General features: G+C 46.8%; 11 protein-coding genes. 7 read left to right on the plus strand and 4 right to left on the minus strand.

The window, feature by feature from the left end; translation table 11 throughout:
* Positions 1-60: 60 nt before the first annotated feature.
* Positions 61-654 carry an LON peptidase substrate-binding domain-containing protein gene (locus tag ACVBJC_RS18360; protein ID WP_447162372.1) on the plus strand — a complete coding sequence of 198 codons (594 nt, stop codon included), beginning with the start codon at positions 61-63 and terminating at the stop codon, positions 652-654.
* A 102-nt stretch (positions 655-756) separates the two neighbouring features.
* Complete coding sequence (locus ACVBJC_RS18365; protein ID WP_447162373.1) at positions 757-1,695, plus strand: pseudouridine synthase; 939 nt, start codon at positions 757-759, stop codon at positions 1,693-1,695.
* A 418-nt stretch (positions 1,696-2,113) separates the two neighbouring features.
* Here the strand turns inward: ACVBJC_RS18365 and ACVBJC_RS18370 are convergent, their stop codons facing one another.
* Positions 2,114-4,000, minus strand: a complete 1,887-nt coding sequence (locus tag ACVBJC_RS18370; RefSeq protein WP_447162374.1) for an alkaline phosphatase D family protein — start codon at positions 3,998-4,000, stop codon at positions 2,114-2,116.
* 341 nt (positions 4,001-4,341) lie between these two features.
* On the opposite strand from ACVBJC_RS18370, the gene ACVBJC_RS18375 reads away from it, so the two are divergent.
* The 3 genes from ACVBJC_RS18375 (at position 4,342) to ACVBJC_RS18385 (ending at position 7,309) form a co-directional block, all read left to right on the plus strand.
* The gene (locus ACVBJC_RS18375) at positions 4,342-5,643 is read left to right on the plus strand and encodes a sensor histidine kinase (protein WP_447162375.1); all 1,302 of its coding nucleotides are present in this window, start codon (positions 4,342-4,344) and stop codon (positions 5,641-5,643) included.
* Positions 5,643-6,191, plus strand: a complete 549-nt coding sequence (locus ACVBJC_RS18380) for a response regulator transcription factor (protein WP_447162376.1) — start codon at positions 5,643-5,645, stop codon at positions 6,189-6,191. Before ACVBJC_RS18375 ends, ACVBJC_RS18380 begins: the two co-directional genes overlap by 1 nt.
* 140 nt (positions 6,192-6,331) lie before the next feature.
* The gene (locus ACVBJC_RS18385) at positions 6,332-7,309 is read left to right on the plus strand and encodes a sensor domain-containing diguanylate cyclase (protein WP_447162377.1); all 978 of its coding nucleotides are present in this window, start codon (positions 6,332-6,334) and stop codon (positions 7,307-7,309) included.
* Positions 7,310-7,417: 108 nt separating this feature from the next.
* Here ACVBJC_RS18385 and ACVBJC_RS18390 read toward each other — a convergent pair whose 3' ends face one another.
* Positions 7,418-8,332 carry a LysR family transcriptional regulator gene (locus ACVBJC_RS18390; RefSeq protein WP_447162378.1) on the minus strand — a complete coding sequence of 305 codons (915 nt, stop codon included), beginning with the start codon at positions 8,330-8,332 and terminating at the stop codon, positions 7,418-7,420.
* 99 nt (positions 8,333-8,431) lie between these two features.
* Here ACVBJC_RS18390 and ACVBJC_RS18395 point away from each other — a divergent pair, with 99 nt between their 5' ends.
* Together ACVBJC_RS18395 and ACVBJC_RS18400 are read left to right on the plus strand one after the other, a co-directional pair.
* On the plus strand, positions 8,432-8,791 hold the full coding sequence (locus ACVBJC_RS18395; RefSeq protein ID WP_447162379.1) for a hypothetical protein: 360 nt from the start codon (positions 8,432-8,434) through the stop codon (positions 8,789-8,791).
* A 41-nt stretch (positions 8,792-8,832) separates the two neighbouring features.
* Positions 8,833-9,927: an alkene reductase gene (locus ACVBJC_RS18400; protein WP_447162380.1), complete on the plus strand. Its 1,095-nt coding sequence runs from the start codon at positions 8,833-8,835 to the stop codon at positions 9,925-9,927.
* A 77-nt stretch (positions 9,928-10,004) separates the two neighbouring features.
* Here ACVBJC_RS18400 and ACVBJC_RS18405 read toward each other — a convergent pair whose 3' ends face one another.
* Entirely contained in the window at positions 10,005-11,153 is a 1,149-nt protein-coding gene (locus tag ACVBJC_RS18405; protein ID WP_447162381.1) for a putative sulfate/molybdate transporter, read from the minus strand.
* Positions 11,154-11,427: 274 nt separating this feature from the next.
* On the minus strand, positions 11,428-18,651 hold the full coding sequence (locus ACVBJC_RS18410; protein ID WP_447162383.1) for a VCBS domain-containing protein: 7,224 nt from the start codon (positions 18,649-18,651) through the stop codon (positions 11,428-11,430).
* Positions 18,652-18,656 lie beyond the last annotated feature (5 nt).

An 18,656-nucleotide genomic window follows, 5' to 3' on the forward strand; every position in this document is an offset into this window, starting at 1 on the left:
TTAGCTTTATTGACATAAGTCAAAATACTGTGGCCTACCTATTAAAGGGGGGAGGTTATTATGCAGACACAAGAAATGGCGTTATTGACCCATGACACCTTGTTGTTACCCGAAGGGCGTTTGGAGATCCGTGTGATCGATCCACGCTATCTGAGCATGATCGCTGAGATCCTCAAAGGTCATTACCCGCTTGTTTTTGGAGTGGGGAGGGAAAATAGTAGCTTACCTTGCTATGAGACGGCGACTCAATGTGAAGTGATCGATTTTAATCTGCTTGATGATGACTCTTTAGGTTTAGTGATTGAGGGTAAGCAAAGAGTGAGAGTACTGTCGGCTGCGCAACGAAAAGATGGTATTTGGATCAGTCGCGTACTACGTAGCAATAATTGGCAACATGAGCCCATTTATGGTGAGTTTGCGTTAATTAGCGCCGCCCTAGAGCAGTTTTATGAAGTTAACCCGGATCTATTTGGTTTGTATGAAAATGACGTCCACCTTGAAGATGCGTCTTGGGTGAGTCAGCGCTGGTTAGAGGTGCTGCCTCTTTATAATCAAGACAAGCTGCGCTTACTTGACCAGCCAAATTGCCACAAGACAATGAATTTTGTGCTGGAGTTAATTAAATCCCATGCTAGAGATAATCAGCACTCTTAAGTCATTTTGATAATAGGCACTTTTTAGTCGATTTTGATAATAGACTGCTATTTGCTAAAGTAGCGCCACTTTTATTATGCATACCTCTATATTTTGAGTCTTATGAGCTCCTCTGTTCGCGCTACCCAAGCCTCCTATGTGGTGTTACCGGAAACAGTAACCGATAAACCCACAGTGTTTAGCTTCCTCATTAGTCAGTTTCCCACAATCGCCAAAGCCGTGTGGCAAGCACGTATTGTTGAGGGAAAAGTGCATTGGCGCGATGGCACGCCCATTACTCTAGATACGCCTTTTGCCCCTCGCGAACGGGTCTATTATTACCGTGAAGTAGAGTGCGAATCTATCATCCCCTTTAAAGAACAGGTTTTACTACAGACGAATGCGTTTATGCTGGTATTTAAGCCTCATTTTTTAGCGGTGAACCCGAGTGGTAATTTCGTTAATGAGTGTTTGGTTAACAGGTTGCGGATAAAGACCGGGAACCAAGAGATAGTGGCGGCTCATCGCCTAGATAGAGCGACAGCGGGCGTGATGCTGCTAAGCCTAAATAGCGATACTCGACATGACTACCATGAGTTATTTAAGCGTGGCGAGATCTGCAAAACTTATCAAGCGATAGCGCCCTTAAATGCTGAGGTTAACTCACTGATAACCCAAGGCGCATTAAGTCTTCCTATGGCATGGACGGTTAAAAACCGTTTGCAGAAAACGGTTCCAAGTTTTCTGATGTGCATTAGCGAAGGTGAGGCCAATAGTCACTCTACGATCCGCTTAATAGAAGTGCATAATGGTTTTGGCCTGTTTGAGCTTGAGCCTATCACCGGAAAAACCCACCAACTAAGGCTACATATGATGAGTCTCGGTATGCCACTTTTAAACGACAGACTTTACCCAGAATTACTCGATAAAGCGGCCGATGATTTCGCGGCGCCGCTGAAATTGATGGCGAAGCGCTTATGCTTCACCGATCCTATGACTCACGAGTATATCGATGTGAGTTGCGAAGGTTTTAACCTGCAAAATGAAGTACAAAATCTATAGCTGTTTTACGAACTTATTGATTGGCACGCTCTTGCTAGAACCTAGAACCTAGAACCTAGAACCTAGAACCTAGAACCTAGAACCTAGAACCTAGAACCTAGAACCTAGAACCTAGGACCTAAAACCTAGAACCCGCTAGCATTCAATTCCAGCATTTAACCTTTGCGCCATGAACAGCCTAGAGCACTCGCATGCTCGTTTCGAGGACGCTTCGCGGCTAGAGCGGACTTCGTCCTGCTATACAGTCAAAAGGCGACATAAATACCGACCTAAAAACAGGCATCGCTTTTATCTTCTCTTTCTTTTGCTTGTTGTCTTGGCTTTTCCGTCTTAGCTTTCTCGGCTTCTATCGGCCGTTAGGGCTTTGCTTTTGCCTAGGAACTAGGATCTCTAACCTGCTTTTCCTAAGACCTAGGTTCTAATGCCTCGGCGGTAAAAACTCGGTTTCACTCATGTCGGAATGTAATACGCCTATTTTGGTGGGGGCACCCGTTGCTGCAATCTCTACAATGCCAATACCACTATTATTAACTAAACGCTTGCTGCGCTCGCCATTGGGGCGTCTGCCTCGAATGGACATACGCTTGCGCTTAGTGAAAAAGTTAAGTGGCGAGAAGTGACCATATAGCCAGCCGTTAAATTTGTCGAAAACGGGGAGTAGCTTTTCTGGAAATTGATTCTTAAAGCCACTGCAGGTGATTTGGTAAATCTGTGGCCCACCATGACGAAAACGAATACGTACATCATAGCTAAACGAGTAATGCACATCGCCCGATAAGATGATGAACTGCTCAGGTGTTTTTCTGTGCTGAAAGATACTCAGTAAGGTATTGGCTGTGCCTGGGTGAGCCATCCAGTTTTCAGCATCAACCAGTAAAGACCCACCACAAAGCGTGGCGACTCGTTGTACTGTCTCAATCAGCTTTACGCCATACATAGGTGCTGGCGATACTATGATGACATTAGGTTGATTGACTAACTCCGCTTGAAACTCCATTAAGGCTTCCCAGTCCATTAGCCCTGATGGCTTACCTAGGTTCGACTCACTGCGCCAGCGTCGAGTACGGGTATCGAGCACTAACAGTTTAGGTGTGGTTTGTAGGCTGTAATGCCAACGTTCGAAGCTAAGTAATTTATCGATAAGGCTATCTTGTGACTCTGCATTGGGATGCTTAAAAAATCGATTTAACTCTGGAGTGATGTCGTTATCGAAACGCTTGGGCGCATTGCCAAGCCCTTGGAAAAGTGTGTAAGCAATCAGTGCATTACCTATTATTCGTTTTGAAAAAGCATGGTTGTATGCGGCGAGTTCCCATCTAGCTGTGAGGTTCCAGTCATCGGTGATATCGTGATCATCGAAAATCATATAAGTCGGCACATGTGCCATTAAGCGCCGAACTTGTTTTAAGCCTGCTTTAAACGCTAAAAGATGGGTCCACTCTCTCTGCCACCTTTGATTATTGACCTTGCTTAAGCCGATAACATCTTTTGGGATCTCAATGAGCTCCCAAAGCTCTGGTGACCAGTAGAGTAGGTAGAGCGCCATCAACTCATTGAGACTGACGAGGTGGTTTTCAGCGATTGATGAGGTAAAAATAGGATGGTTGATGTACCAACGAGCAATGAGCGTTTTAGCCTTGTATTGGGTTTTAGGTAATAAATGTGTATGACGACGATACATGGCGGCAGGCTGGTAACTAATATGGCTGGAGTCAGGCAGTGGAGCATCGACAAACTGTTCTTGCTGCAGATCAAGCAGCTTAATAACCTCGCCAATGGCATAGAGCATAGGCCCCGCAATATCATCAACATATACCTGATCTCCACTCATCATAAGTAATGCGGGGCGATCTGAAATCTCTTTACACTCTAGTAATTGGGTATCGGCGGCGACTAAGGCGTCACTGCTATGATGATGTGCGTTACGGCATGAGCCGTGCATCAACTTATCGATTTGGGGCTTGATGGTAAACCGGCATGCTTCTTCTCCGGGATAGGTTAACCCATCAATCTGATGGAATAGTTCACCTATTTCGCTATCAAAAAGTCGATACTCAAGGGCGATATCTTTTGGTAATAGTCGGTCTTGAGACAGACGGAGCAGATATTGGTATGCGTGTTTCCCAAGTGGGATGCAGTGGACTTCACAGTCGTTTAACTCGCGGTCAAATTCGGCGCCAATTAACGTTAAACGTAACCTTGATAGAGGTTGTTTACTAACAAACCATAAAGTGAAGTGCTGCTCATCGCAATGGCGCAGCATTGGGCCAGCAATAATGAGCGGAAGAGAGTGTGCTGATGGCATTAAAACGCTCTGCAGTAAAAGTAAGCTTTCTCAAGAGTAAACCAGTGCTTAGCGGAAGAAAACCCCTTATGCTAGCTCGTCAATATGCTCGTTGATGTTTGAGTGCTTATGTATATTATTGCAGTGGCAAACTCTTTATTCCTGTGACTCCCGCCACAGATAACGCTCAACACCAGCGGTGTAGCGCATTAAGCTGTGAGCGACTTGCCAGTTTAGCGAGTAAAAGCACGTTATCTTTTAAGGTTGGAATCGCAACTGCCTTTGAGCAGCCAGCCTGCGTAACGCAATGGCTGGCTTAACGATAAAAATCGATAAAACAATAAAAATAAAGAATGATCATCATGATGAATACGCGCTTTAAAAACTTACTCATACGCAATCTTGGTGCCACCGATCAGCTAGCTTTGCTGAGATTCGGAGCGTTGCTATTGAAGATCGGCTTGACCTTTTTTGCTGCCGATACCTTTGGCTTATCTCTTACTAGCCCAGTCTTATACTGGGGGATGAGTTTAGAAGCGCTCTATCTAGGTGTTACTTTTTGGCATCGAGGTTCAATTGCTCGTCTAGATAATGGCTTTTTCATCGTCTTGCTAATCGATACCCTGTTTTGGATCTCCTGGCTTTATTTTACAGGCGGGGCAACGAATGCATTTATCTCTTTGCTGCTATTACCCATTGCTATTGCCGCGGTTGTTTTACCCCAGTGGGCCCCCTGGGCTTTGGCACTTTTGTCGACCTTTGCCTATAGTTTGATGATTTTTTCAGTGCCCGAGAGTCAGATGAAACACCATGGTATGGATATGAGCTCTCATTACCTTGGTATGTGGTTTAACTTCTTGATCTCGGCATTGGTACTGACCACCAGTGTGGCCTATATTGCTCAGCGCATGCGAAAGCAGGAGGTTGAGCTAGGTTATATGCGCGAGGCACAATTACGCCAAGAGAGGTTACTGGCGCTGGGGACTGCTTCAGCGCAGATGGCGCACCAATTAGCGACGCCATTAGCGAGCTTACGTTTGCTGGTGGATGAAGCAGTGGAAGAGCAGAGTAGTGAGCCTGAAATATTGCAAGAGATGAACACCGCCATCGTGCGATGCGAGCAAACACTCAACTCGCTGCGAATGGCAACAGAGTCTATTCGAGAGCAGAGGCTGAGCTTGTTGACAGCCAATGAATTGTTAGCCACGCTGCAGCAGCAAGTATTGTTATTAATGCCTGAAATCACTTTAGAGCTGAAGTACCTCAAAACGCCAACAGATATCGCTGTTGATCAGGTTGTAATAAAAACCGATGCCAGCTTACTTCCAGCCCTACTGGCGTTGGTCGAAAATGCCAGCAGTGCAAGTTTGGCTCACATTGGTGAAGCCAAGGTTGTTGTGTCGGCGCTGATAGCGACAGAAAGTGACAGTTTATGTATTTCGGTTAAAGATTTTGGCGCGGGGATCCCCAAAGAGATGCAATTACAATTGGGGCGTAAGTTGATCGAAAGCGAAAGAGGGATGGGGATGGCATTGCTCCTGAGTAACGCAAGCTTTGAACGTTTGGGTGGACAGTTACTACTTGGCAGCGCAAAAGAGGGCGGCACGGTTGCTGAGGTTTGTTTTCCTATCAGCCAGAAAATGTTGACACAAGGAGCGGCATAATGACAAATAAGCTGCTTATTATTGAAGACGATACAGCCTTAGCCAGTGTATTAGCTCGACGCTTAACTAAGCAAGGATTCGAATGTCGCCAGAGTCACGATGCCAGCCAAGGTTTATTATTAGCGAGGCAGTTTCGTCCAACTCACGTGTTGTTAGATATGAAGCTAGAGCAGGAGAATGGGCTAAAGCTTATTTCACCCATCAGGCAACTATTACCGAATGTGGTGATGGTATTGCTAACCGGTTATGCCAGTATCGCCACTGCTGTAGAGGCTATTCGCCTCGGAGCCGATAATTACTTGGCTAAGCCTGTTGATACCCAAACTTTGCTAAATGCACTATCAGCCACAGCAGTCGAGAATGGGAGCGAGCCCTTAACTGAAGAGCCATTATCACCAAAACGCTTGGAGTGGGAACACATTCAGCAGGTGCTAAATGCCAATAACGGTAATGTGTCTGGTACAGCTCGTCAGCTGGGAATGCATCGACGCACTTTACAACGCAAGTTATTAAAAAAACCTACGGCGGATCATCGTGAGGTGTCATAGCGTAAAGCTTAGCGTTTTGTAATGGAAATCGATTTTGTTTGGCATAGTGATGGTTTAAATGGGAGAGTTTCGGTGTAATGTATTGATGTAGGGTTATACTGTACGCAGAGTGGCATCAATACAGAAAGTAGCAATTATCTATGAAAAACTCCCCCGCTTTTGCGACCGATACTTTTTTGCTCGACAATCCTAATGACTTAATTTCGTTAGATAAGTGGCAGAAAACGGTTAATTTACTTGCCAAGTTGTTCGATGCGCCAGCAGGCTTCTTAGTGCAGTACACCAAAGAAGGTTTCCAAGTCACAATCTCCAGTGAGCAGGAATCTAACCCCTACGCTTCGGGTGTGGTCATTGAGCCAGAAGTAAACATTTTTTGCCGCAAAATAGTCGAGACGAGTCAGGCATTATACGTCAACAATGCTGTGTTAGATCCTTGCTGGGATAGCAACCCTGAAGTCCATAATGATGGCTTTCGCTCTTATCTTGGCGTACCGGTGTTTTGGCCTTGTGGTACAACGTTTGGCACGTTCTGCGTGATGGATTATAAAGCGACTGACTATCAAAAAACTTACATTGAATTGATCGCTCAGCTTAAAGAACTTCTAGAGTCGGATCTTGCCTTAATTGGTAGCTATGCGCAGATGCAGCAATTGGCCATCACCGACTCACTATGCAACATCAACAATCGACGTGGTTTTAATATATTGGCGGAGCAACGTATTAAGCTTGCCAAACGCACCAATAGTTTGCTCTGTTTGCTCTATCTCGATATTGATCAATTTAAGGCCATTAACGATCAACATGGACACGGAGTCGGCGATGCTGTTCTACAAGAGGTTTCGCGGGTATTAAGCTATACGGTACGTGAAGCCGATGTCATTGGCCGCTTTGGTGGCGATGAGTTTGTCGCTCTGGTAGCGATAGAAAATGGCGTAGGATTAGACAAGCTGAAGCAACGCCTTATAGCTGCCTTTGAGCAATGCGATTACTCTGAAAAATTACCCAGGTTTACAGTCTCTATAGGTAGCTGTGTGGTAGATGAGTCTATCGATATTGAGCAACTGCTAGATGCCGCTGATCAGGATATGCTTAAACGTAAACAATGCCCTGCTGGATAAAATAAATCTTGAGTCACTCAGGCGATAAATGCTGTGGATATTCAGTTTGCCGTTAAAGGGAGCTTGTTAGCTTTGTTATGCAAAATGTTTGTTAAGGTTAGGAGTGCATTAACCCGGCAGCGGATACAGTTTGGCAAATGTTAGCGACTTTTGCCTTAAAAAGTCGATAACACTTCTCACTTTATGGCTGGGGTAATTCGTTTGTAAGTACACCAATTGCAGTGGCGTATTTACCGCCAGGTGTTCAGGAAAAAGTAAGACTAATTTTCCTTGATGCACTGCCTTAGCCACATCAAACCAGCTTTTGTAGGCTACCCCTTTTCCCGCTAAAGCCCAGTCTTGAATTACCGCGCCATCGTTACAGCTATTGCTTGCTTTTACTGCTACTTCGTACTCTTTTCCCTTATGACTAAATAGCCATTTATGCCAAGGTGTTATGCCGCGGGTAAGGATTAGTGTTTTGTGATTAATCAGCTCTTTGGGATGCGAAGGAACACCGAATTTTACCAGATATTCGGGAGATGCTACGGCGACTCGCGGCATCATCGCCAGTTGGCGCCGCATTAAGTTTGAGTTCTCTAGCTGACCATAACGCAAAGCTAAATGTACATTCTGGCTGATCAAATCAGCCATTTGATCGCTGAAATATAGGCTTAACCTTAGTTCTGGTGCTTGTTCACAAAACTCATCTAACCACTCTCTAACCAAGTTGCGACCAAGATCTGAGGGGAGGGCTATTTTTAGCTCACCTTTGAGTTCTCCACGATTATCGGCTAAGACTGCTGCTGCGCTATCGAGCAGCTGTATTGCTTCTCGGCCAGTTTCAATAAAAACATGGCCCTCTTCAGTGAGTGTCATCTGCCGTGTAGAGCGGGCAAATAGCAAACAATCCAACTTTTTTTCTAGACGTTGCAGCGCAGCACTGGCCGCTGCAGGTGTCATACCGAGTTCTCGCCCTGCGGCAGATACACTTTGTAAGTCGGCAATACGGATCGCAAGTTGTAGATCGTTGAGATGATACATATCAAATATTTTTTGAAAATGATTTTAATACTAGCCTAATTATCAAAATAAGTTAACGGGGATAGACTAAGAACATTGATGGGACGCTGGAGACGCACAATGGCAATTCGCTTTAATCATCTCAATATTGTGGCTGCTGAAAACAGCAAACTGCAACATTTGCTGGTGGACATCCTAGGGCTGAATGTTGGCTATCGACCGGAGTTTCCCTTCGGCGGGGCTTGGTTGTACCAAGGTGATAAAGCCTTGGTACACATTATCGAATCTAAGCGTGTACAGACTTGTGAATTTGGTCATATTGCTTTTGACGTGGATATGAATTTACCGGTGTTGACTCATCAACTGAACCAATTATCACTTAAATACAATGTGCGTCAGGTACCTGATAGTGCAGTGCTACAGGTTTTTATCAAGCTTGATAAACTCGTTATAGAGCTACAAGTTATTGATGAAAAATAGCAATAATTATTGGGTACATTTACGCATCATCAGGAGCTATTATGAGCCTTTTCACCCCTTACAATAAATCATCATTATCGCTGAATAATCGTATGGTTATGGCACCTATGACGCGCTCGAGAACAACCCAGCCGGGTAACACTCCGAATAAAATGATGGCCACTTACTATGCCCAAAGGGCATCAACGGGTTTAATCATTAGTGAGGCGACGCAGATCTCAGCTGATAGCCAAGGCTATTCGTTCACTCCTGGTGTTTACACGCAGCAGCAAATCAGCGGTTGGCAATTAGTCACAAGTGCTGTGCATCGAGCGGGAGGCAAAATCTTTAATCAGCTATGGCATGTGGGTCGAGTATCACACCCGGTGTTTCAACAGGGGGAAGCGCCAATCGCCCCCTCTGCCATCAAACCGACAGATACTCAGGTTTGGGTGGTCGATGAAGCGCATCCAGATGGTCAGATGGTGGATTGTCCGACGCCAAGGGAGATGGGGCAAACCGATATTGAGCGTGTTGTTGCTGATTTTGCTCAAGCGGCTACAAACTCGATTGATGCGGGTTTTGATGGGGTAGAGATCCACGGTGGTAATGGTTATTTAATTGATCAGTTCTTACGCACAAATTCCAACCATAGGAGCGATGCATATGGTGGTTCACCACTAAAGCGGGTTCAGTTTCTTTTAGATATTGTCAGCGCGGTCAGTGAAAAGATAGGCTCAGACAAAGTGGGAGTTCGCCTCGCACCGTTCGTTACCTTTAAAGATATGGCCTGTCCGGAAATCGTTGAGACGATTTTACTGGCGGCCCAAGAGCTGGGCAAAATGGGGATTGCTTATGTGCACCTTTCAGAAGCTGATTGGGATGATGCTCCGCAGATCCCTGAGCGTTTTCGCATCAAGCTAAGACAAGTGTTTAGTGGCACCATTATTGTGGCAGGGCGCTATGATGTAACGCGTGCCAGCGCGGTGATTGAAAAAGGTTATGCCGACCTTGTGGCCTTTGGTCGCTCATTTATAGCCAACCCAGACTTGCCTTATAGGTTGCAGCATCAACTACCCTTAGCGGAGTTTAACAAAGGCCCACTGTTTGGCGGTGGAGCAGAAGGTTATATCGATTACCCAGCCTATAGCGACTAGCTAGGTTTATCGGTTAATAACCAAAAGGACGCTTATGCGTCCTTTTGGTTCAGAGTGGCTGCAAATAACAACTGACTTTAGTGCCTAAGGTCGGAATACAGATGCCATTGGCGTCGGCCCATCTCCAGCACAATACCCGTTGCTAGGCCTGCTGCGGTATTGACCAGTAAGCAGAGCGCTGCAGTGGCTAAAATTACGAAAATACAGAAAGGCTTACCGTCGATAAAGCGCTTAGACCAAGCTAGCTGTGTGCCTGCTATCGCCAGCAAACTACCTAATATCGCCAATGGGATCAGCGACAAAATAGACGCAATCCCCTGGCCCCAAAAAGCGGCGATGAGTAAACACGTTGAGCCAAAAATAGTAGGGGCTAACCAGGTGCGGGCGCCAAAGTGGTATTGCACTGCAAGGCCGCCAGCGCCGTGGCACATGGCGCTGGCACCAAACGGAGCGAGTAATAAATTAGCCCAGCCTGAGCTAGTGGCAAAGCGTTCTGGTGCAAAATTATCTTTAGCATCTTCAGGGAATTTCTCTTTCGCCATCGCAGAGGTGGCAATCACAGCATTGGTTAAGGTCAGTGCCAGTTGTGGCAGCACAAGTAAGCCCGCAGCAGAGCTCCATTCATCGATGCTTGGCCAGCTTAACAGCCATGGCGAATATACTGAAAGGTTAAAGCTTGGCGCGGTGCCACTATTGAGCTGCCAGAGAATTCCCAGCACCAAGACTAGCGGCATCGCAAAGTAACGCATAGGTAAAAACTGGCTGGCAAATAACGCAGTAAAAGCGACAAAACCAATCAGCCAGGTTTGGCTCATCATCTGGCCGCCGAGCCAAATAAGTTGCAGGCCAATGGCTAATTGAATACCAATACTGATGGCGGGGGATAACTGTTTTGCCATCCAAGTTATTGCGCCACTGTAGGCTAGCACTAATAAAATGATCCCCATCAACATACCACTGGCTTGCAGCATACCTGGGGTGAGTCCTTGGGCAATCACTAATGCGGTGATCACTTTCATCGGTTGGATTGGAATTGGGCGGCGATAATAAAAAGCGGTAAATAGTGCAAATAAGCCAAAGCCCATAAAGATCCCTTGTGGGGAGAAATGGTTTAAGGCGATAAGGCCAAGCACTAACGGGAGAAAGGTACCTAAGTCGGCAAAGGCGCCGCTAAATTCCCCTGAATATTTGTTGAGGGTGTCAAAGGGTGTTGTCTTACATCTCATAAAGCTTGCCGTAGGAAATAGTCACTGGGACATCGCAAGATTAATGCCAAGAATTTAATGACAAATACGCCGTAAAAGCCGATTGAGTAAGCTATATTCCAACGCAATAGAGACAAGTTGGCACATGCCGCTCAATCTTATGGTCAATAGGTCTAATATTCATGAGTGTTTAATTACCTCTTTAGTGATATTTGGTAATAGGTTGGAGGCAAAAAAGCAGTGGTAGGGTGACCACTGCTTTTATCGGTTCACGGATTGCTGTGACATCGGATCTTTAAAGCTGATTATGCATATCGTTCAAAGCTTGATGGAGTAGATCATCATCGTTTGCTTGATCAACGCCTTGATGCTCAATAGCATCATCAAGAGTGGTTAAGTCGTTATGGTGTACATCATGCTTATCGTCATCTAGCAGTGGGTTGTCAAACGCATCGACTTGATTGGTATCAAGCATATCGGCATCAGGTTCATTGCTGGTGAGTACCTGCATTTCGGGCAAATCATTCATCGATGACGCAGCGCTTTGTGGCGCGAGATCGTGATGACTCATACCGACCATCTGTAGATAGTGATCGATAGGCTCTGACGCTTCGACTTGGGCGGCGGGGGCTTGCTGCTCTGCTGCTGGGGCTTGCTCTTGAGGGGGAGAGCTTAAATCGTCGCCAGTATGAGTGAGCGTATTATCTGCCTGTACTAAATCATCTGCCTGCACTAAATCATCAGCCTGCATTGGATCATCAATAACGACATTAATCACAGGGTCGTCTTGAGGGGCATCACTCGCTACGGTCGCAGGTGATGCTGGGTGGCTAAAGGTCGGGGTGACCGTCATATCGAGCACTTCTGAGCCTAATGTCAGTTTTCCACTGTTGCCGGGCCCGTGGCTTAGTATGCTCACTTGAACATGCATCACCACATCATCATGGTGTGAGCCTTGTAGCGCGACTTCGAACCTATCTTCATGTACGCCTACATTTTGCGCCGAGCCATGTGGCCCCGTATGGGTATTGGCGTGCTCTTGATAACTCAGCTGCCCTGTTTTGGGGTTTATCGATAAGGTGCCCCATTGGCTGGTATAGGAGGTTTGATAGTGGCCATTAACCAATATTTTCCAACCTTGCTCGGCAACTGGAACTGGGGTTTGGGTTGGCAGTAATGTCGGTGCGCCCAAAGATGCGCCGATATGATGGCTGCCAGGTGGGGCTGTTACCACTATGGGGTCTGGCTTTGCTCCTGCGGCGATATTGAGTGCTGAATTAACGTTACCGTACTCATCAGTCATTATGGCTTTGACTATACTGCTTGGCGCCACTTCAAGGGTAATACCGTGGGCTAAACTGTTGGCATCGAGCACATGGTCGACGCCATTAATATTAAGGTGTTCGCCCACTTGGGCATCAGCTGCGGCATGCACTGTGGCGGTAATTGTCCCTGTATGGCCTTGAGCAATTTCTGCTTTACTGTAGACATTATCGCTGCCAGGGCTTTCAAAGGTAATACTTGGCATGCCCACTTGTGTATCGGTGGCATAGTGCAAGACTTGGCTGGCGCTAGCTGGATTACCTGCAGTATCTGTGGTGGTAACGCTTGCTGTGATTGATGCGTTGTTGGCTAGCTCTGCACCTGCGATATTAACGCTGAAGTGACCGCTATGATCAACCGTTGCGTTATAGCTATGTTGCCCGACAACTAAGTTAACGATATCACCTTGATGTGCATCACCACTGACTTGACCTGTCACGCTAATATCGGTACCACTCTCTTGTGCGTTGATAACATTATCGCTGGTGATGGGATCAAGCTGAATTGCTGCATTTGCCTGAGTATCAAGGGTAAAGGCTTGTGTGCCCGTCGTGGCGCTGCCGAGATTACCGGCGCTATCTGTGGTGATAACAGTGGCTTCAATAGAGTGAATGGGTTGCTGCCCCGTCGCATAAATACTGTGGATATTCGCTTTAATTAAAGTCTGTGCAGGAACGGCAATAGAGTAATGCCCTTGAGCATCGACGGAGCCTGTAAGTGAGCTAATTGTAGCGCCATTGATGCTTAAGCTAATAGCATCTCCGGTATTAAAGTCACCACTGACTTGGCCGCTGATATTAATACTTTGTCCTGACTCTGCGAGATTAATTATGTTGTCGGCGGTGACTGGATTTACGCTGATATGAGGGATTGGGTTTTGAGTATCAACCAGTAAATGGGTGGTTATTTCTGGTGTTACGTTACTGGCAACATCAACTGCGCCCACCTTAATGGGATAGTTTTTATCGGCGGCCATATGGCTTTGGTGCTCGGCTGCGTTGAGGGTTAGCTGCCAAGTTCCGTCTGCTTTCACGGTTGCAACATAAACACTATTATCATCTAACTTCACATAGACCTGATCGCCTGCGGCAATGTTAGCGCTTGTGCCTGTGATCACGAGAGGTTGATTATTCTCAACGGCATTGAGTGCATTATCTTTTGAGATTGGGTCAACAGTGACAGTGACTGGCGTGGTATCTAAGGTATAACTAAAGCTGGTGGCTGCCGAGGTATTTCCGGCAATATCAGTTTGCCTCACTTGCAGATTATTTTGGCCCTCAATAGGCGTAAACTGTGTCGTCCAGCTATGTCCGCCGTCGATAGAGTATTCCAGTTTGGCGCCTGCTTCGGCGGCAATATTTAGCTGACCATCTTTAGTGATGAGATCGGCAGGTTGCCCTGCATGTGCGCTGCTATCATGTTGTAATGCAACACTGGGCGCTGCGACTTGATTGTCCAAAGTAAAGACGAGCTTGGTGCTTGGCGATATATTACCCGCTGTGTCAGTTTGCCTCACACTGACAGTATTATGCCCTGACACTGGGGTAAAGCTTTGGCTCCATGTTTGACCATTATCCATTGAATATTCGACGTTGGCACCTTGCTCTTGGCCTGTAATAGTCAATGAGCCATCGTTGCTTATATGATCACCAGCAATGCCCGAATCGTGAGTCAGGGATAAGGTTAATGCCGCAGCGGTTAAATCTGCTGTTGGCGCTGTCTCGTGGGTTATTGATGAAACATTGCCTAAGTGATCGGTGACACTTGCGGTAACTGTGGCGCCGGGGGCAACTTCTATCTCGACTTTGCCAGCTAAAAATTCGGCGTTGCTGATTTGATGGCTATTGCCGTTAATCGTGATGCTATCTGCGGGGTTGGTATCCGCAGGCAGAGCTACAGTCGCTGTGATAGTGCCAGCCGCTCCTGCTGCCACCTCCTGTACATTGTAGATATGATCGCTGCCTGCTGTTTCAAAGCTTATGCTTGGCGCATTGGCATGAGTGTCGACGCTGAAGCGATCAACTATGCCTGCTGCACCTGATGGTGTTTGGTTGCCGGCATTGTCAGTTGCTTGAATATAGGCGACGTAATCACCATCAGGTAAGTTGCTTGCATCAACACTGTAGCCACCTTTGCCATCTAATGTGGCATGGAGGGTTTCAATGATTTGACTGCCTTGCTTCACTACAATATCAACTTGCGCCGTGTCTAAGCTGACACTGCCGCTGAATGTCGGTTGATGGTCTGCTTCAGTCTTCAAATTAACCTTCGCGATAGTGGGCGCGGTGTAATCGACTTCAATCGTTAGGCTTGATTGGCTTTGATTACCAGCCGCATCAGTTGCTGCGACACATATTGAATGTACGCCTTCAGCTAAGTGACTTGTCGTGAGCTGGTACGTCCCGCTAGCGTCGGCATTTCCTGTTGCGACAATGGTGCCATGCTCATCGGTAATGGTTACCGTTGAGTTGGCTTCTGCAATACCTGTAATAACGGGCGTGTGTTCATTGGTCAGGTTATCGTGATCTGATATGCCAGAATCGGAAGTTGCTGCTAAGTCTACATTCGGTGCAGCCGTACTGGTGTCCACTTTGATATCGAGTAGTGGCGAAACGACTGGTAACAAGGATGATGGTGCTAATGCTTTGGCAGATAAATTATGTGTGCCGTCATTCAGGCTTGAAAGGTTGGCAGTGTAATCACCGTTGGCATCAGATAGTGCATGGCCAACAGGGGTATTACCATCGTAAATAGTGACCTTAGAGAAAGGAACATCGGTAGTGCCGCAGATACTGGGCGTATTGTCATTGCTTAAGTTGTCAGTATTTGAAGCGCCACTGTCACTGGTCGTGGATAAATCAAGGCTCACCGCATTCGCTGGTGGGGTATTGCTGCCCGTTGGTAGACTCGGCGCGCTTGCCGTGATCAAGGGCGGGGTGGGGACTGTTGCCGTTACATGGGGCTGATTTCCGCTAGTGCTGGTGACTTGACCATTGGCATCGAAGGTCATGAACTTAGACGTTTCTGCGCCATGATTATCGGTTACTTTAACTTCAAAAACGTCTAAACCGTGGTAGGTATTCGTGGCACTGTTGTAGCTCATTCCAGTAATGGAAGCATTGGGGTTATAACTGTATGCTCCCGTCGTTGAGTCGACACTCAGATCGCCAAATTGACCATGAGCGCTAACCACTGAGAAGGTGTGCGTATCTTGAGTATCGACATCGGTTGCAGTTAATGTTCCTGTGGTTGGCGTCGTTTGCGCGACCGTGAGTTCAGGGGCATCATTGGTGCCTGTGATAGTCACGCTGATAATTTGTTTATCTCCGCCTTGGGTCAATACCTCATATTGCACCGTTTCGGTTTGCCCCTCTGCAAGATGTTGGATATTGGCATTGGGTACCGAGTAGGTCCAATCTCCTGCTTTGCCTATTGAGAGTGAACCACCAAATTGATCGCTTATAGCATGGACATTACGGCTAGAATGGAAATGATCCTGCCCTGCATCTGGATCTAACACATTGAGCACGCCTGTGGTGTATACGGTGTGCAGTGCATCCCCTTGTACATGGTGGTCTTCGGTAACCGAGCCTGACTTGTCACCTGTTATTATTGCTGCATCATTAATTGCAGCTAAGCTGGTGTTAGCCGACGTGTGTGTCACGCCGCCGTGGGCATCTAAGACGTCATAATCGAAATGGACTTGGCCGTTGTAGTCTTTTTCAGGATGGAAAGTAAACGTACCGTTTGGGTTGGCTGTAATAGTACCGTGGTCAGCAGTTAAATTAGCAATACTTAGCTGGCCTGCATCATTGTCATCAACGTCAGTGGCATTGGCAATAAGCTCGGCAGTGCTCAGTTGTATATCGGTATCTTCCGTTCCTTGGCTTAGCTGCACTTGCGCTGAAACAACGGGTGCATCATTGGTGCCATGGACTGTGACTGTAATATTCTGATGTGCGCTACCGTCAATAGATTCAACGGTAAAGGTTTTTTGGTAGCTTTCCCCCGACCCTAAATGCTGCAACTTGTCATTGTCTATGGTGTAAGCCCAGTTACCTCTGGCATTAATAAAGAAATGACCGCCCTCTGGGGTGGTAATATTCTGTGCAATAAAACCTGCTTGGTCATGGTCGGGATCGATAACATGTAAATTACCGCCGCTGTATATCTGATTGGTCGTATTTCCGAAGGAGGTGTGATCTTCGTAAACATGATTATCAATGCTGGAGTAGGGTGCCACTTCAATTCTTGCTTGATTATCTTCGCCAGTCACCTTCACCATAATGGTTAGCTTCTGACCGTCGTTGGTTTCTACTTCGTACGGTATCTCCATCGACTCGCCAGCATGCAAACTACTGATGAGATCGTCCGCATGGCGATTTCTAGCGCCTTCTAACCTAAATTGATAAGACCCATCGGGCCAAACATCAAGATGGCCCGGCGCATAACCTTGGCCTAAATATTTACCGCTAAAGACAAATTGAGTTTTATCACCGCTATCGGGATCCAGTAGCTGCAGGTTGCCTTTGTACGTTTTAAATTCACTATCGAGCGCTTGGTTTTCGGTGAGTTGAATTACATTAGATACAAGCGCTGCTTTGTCATCGGTTCCTTGAATCGTTAAATCTGCTGTTTGCTGGCTTTGGCCGCCATGACCATCATTGACAAGGTATGAAACGGCAATTTTAAGTGATTGACCACTAGCAAGGTGGTTATAGGCTGGGTTTGTCGCATCAATCATTAAGGTATGACCATCAGCAGCCAGTGATAGGCCGGATGGTAATTGTGTTGTGCTTGGAGCGCCATCGATAGAGTAAGTCAGTTGCTCGATATGAAGTGTATCGCCCTCAATATCTGTAGCGCCTGTAAGCAAGTCTAGATTATGACTTGCCCCTTCTTTGATGCTATCGGTTAATGGCGCAACATCTGGATTATCATTGATAGCGGTTAAAGTGGTAGATGCGCCTGTATGAGTCATTCCACCGTGAGCATCTTTTACGTCGTAATTGAAATGCACTTGGCCGTTATAATCTTTTTCAGGACTGAATGAAAAGCTGCCGTCTGTATTGATCGCAATAGATCCATGATCTGCATGCAGGTTGGTAATGGTGAGCAGTCCGACATCATTGTTATCGACATCGACAGTATTTTGTAGCAGTTGCGCAGCAGTGATGGTTTGGCGAGTATCTTCAGTGCCCGCATTAAGCAGCACTTCTGACGAGCAATAGGGACGATCATTACTGCCATGAATGGTAATGACGATATCGTGCGAAGTGCCATCTTTTGAGTGAACAGTAATCGTGTCGGTTAGGCTTTGGCCTTCGCCGAGCTGGTCAATCGCGGTGCCGCGAGTTGTGGGTCTCGCACCCATAGCGGCTCTATGCCCAGCATCAGCATGATAATGCCATGTGCCATCGGTGAGTAAGATTAAGTCTCCATAGGTGCCGTGGTAGTCGTAACCATTGCTGCCTTGGCGTTCAAATCCTGACTCGCCAACATCGGGGTCTGTTATGGTCAGCTTGCCATCAGCATAAAGTGTGGCATTGCCAAGTGTGGCTATTCCCGGTTGGGCATGGTCGGGTGACATATCGACACCCGCGGTATTTTCGGATATCGAGCCAGTATCAACGCCACCAATTTGCGCTTTATCGTCAGTGCCGTTAATGGTGACGCTAATCTTCTGCTCGGTGCCATCAACTGAGTGCACTAGCAAAGTATCGGTTAACGACTCTCCCGATTTGAGCCCTTGAATGACTGCTTGTGAGTTATCCGCGGTGTAAGTCCAGTGACCTAAGTTATTTATGGTTAAAGCACCAAACTGACCTTGCAAGGATGTGGCTGCAAACTGGTTTTGTCCCGCATCGGCATCAGTCACGCTCAGCGCGCCATCAACGCGAAGCTGGCCACCGTGAACGTCTTTGTCTTCCGTTACAGAAGCTGCGGAAGTACCTGCTATGATTGCTTTATCGTCAGTGCCGTTAATGGTGACGCTAATTTTCTGCTCGGTGCCATCGACGCTGTGAACAATGAGAGTATCGGTTAACGACTCACCTGACTTGAGCCCTTGAATGACCGCTTGCGAGTTATCCGCGGTGTAAGTCCAGTGACCTAAGTTATTTAAGGTTAAAGCACCAAACTGACCTTGCAAGGATGTGGCTGCAAACTGGTTTTGTCCCGCATCGGCATCAGTCACGCTCA

Source organism: Shewanella sp. 0m-6, assembly GCF_052977325.1.

What these genes read in the sequence shown, in the direction of transcription:
- ACVBJC_RS18360 (WP_447162372.1), top strand. Translation starts at nt 61, where the DNA reads ATGCAGACACAAGAAATGGCGTTATTGACCCATGACACCTTGTTGTTA.
- ACVBJC_RS18365 (WP_447162373.1), top strand. Translation starts at nt 757, where the DNA reads ATGAGCTCCTCTGTTCGCGCTACCCAAGCCTCCTATGTGGTGTTACCG.
- ACVBJC_RS18370 (WP_447162374.1), bottom strand. Translation starts at nt 4,000, where the DNA reads ATGCCATCAGCACACTCTCTTCCGCTCATTATTGCTGGCCCAATGCTG.
- ACVBJC_RS18375 (WP_447162375.1), top strand. Translation starts at nt 4,342, where the DNA reads ATGATGAATACGCGCTTTAAAAACTTACTCATACGCAATCTTGGTGCC.
- ACVBJC_RS18380 (WP_447162376.1), top strand. Translation starts at nt 5,643, where the DNA reads ATGACAAATAAGCTGCTTATTATTGAAGACGATACAGCCTTAGCCAGT.
- ACVBJC_RS18385 (WP_447162377.1), top strand. Translation starts at nt 6,332, where the DNA reads ATGAAAAACTCCCCCGCTTTTGCGACCGATACTTTTTTGCTCGACAAT.
- ACVBJC_RS18390 (WP_447162378.1), bottom strand. Translation starts at nt 8,332, where the DNA reads ATGTATCATCTCAACGATCTACAACTTGCGATCCGTATTGCCGACTTA.
- ACVBJC_RS18395 (WP_447162379.1), top strand. Translation starts at nt 8,432, where the DNA reads ATGGCAATTCGCTTTAATCATCTCAATATTGTGGCTGCTGAAAACAGC.
- ACVBJC_RS18400 (WP_447162380.1), top strand. Translation starts at nt 8,833, where the DNA reads ATGAGCCTTTTCACCCCTTACAATAAATCATCATTATCGCTGAATAAT.
- ACVBJC_RS18405 (WP_447162381.1), bottom strand. Translation starts at nt 11,153, where the DNA reads ATGAGATGTAAGACAACACCCTTTGACACCCTCAACAAATATTCAGGG.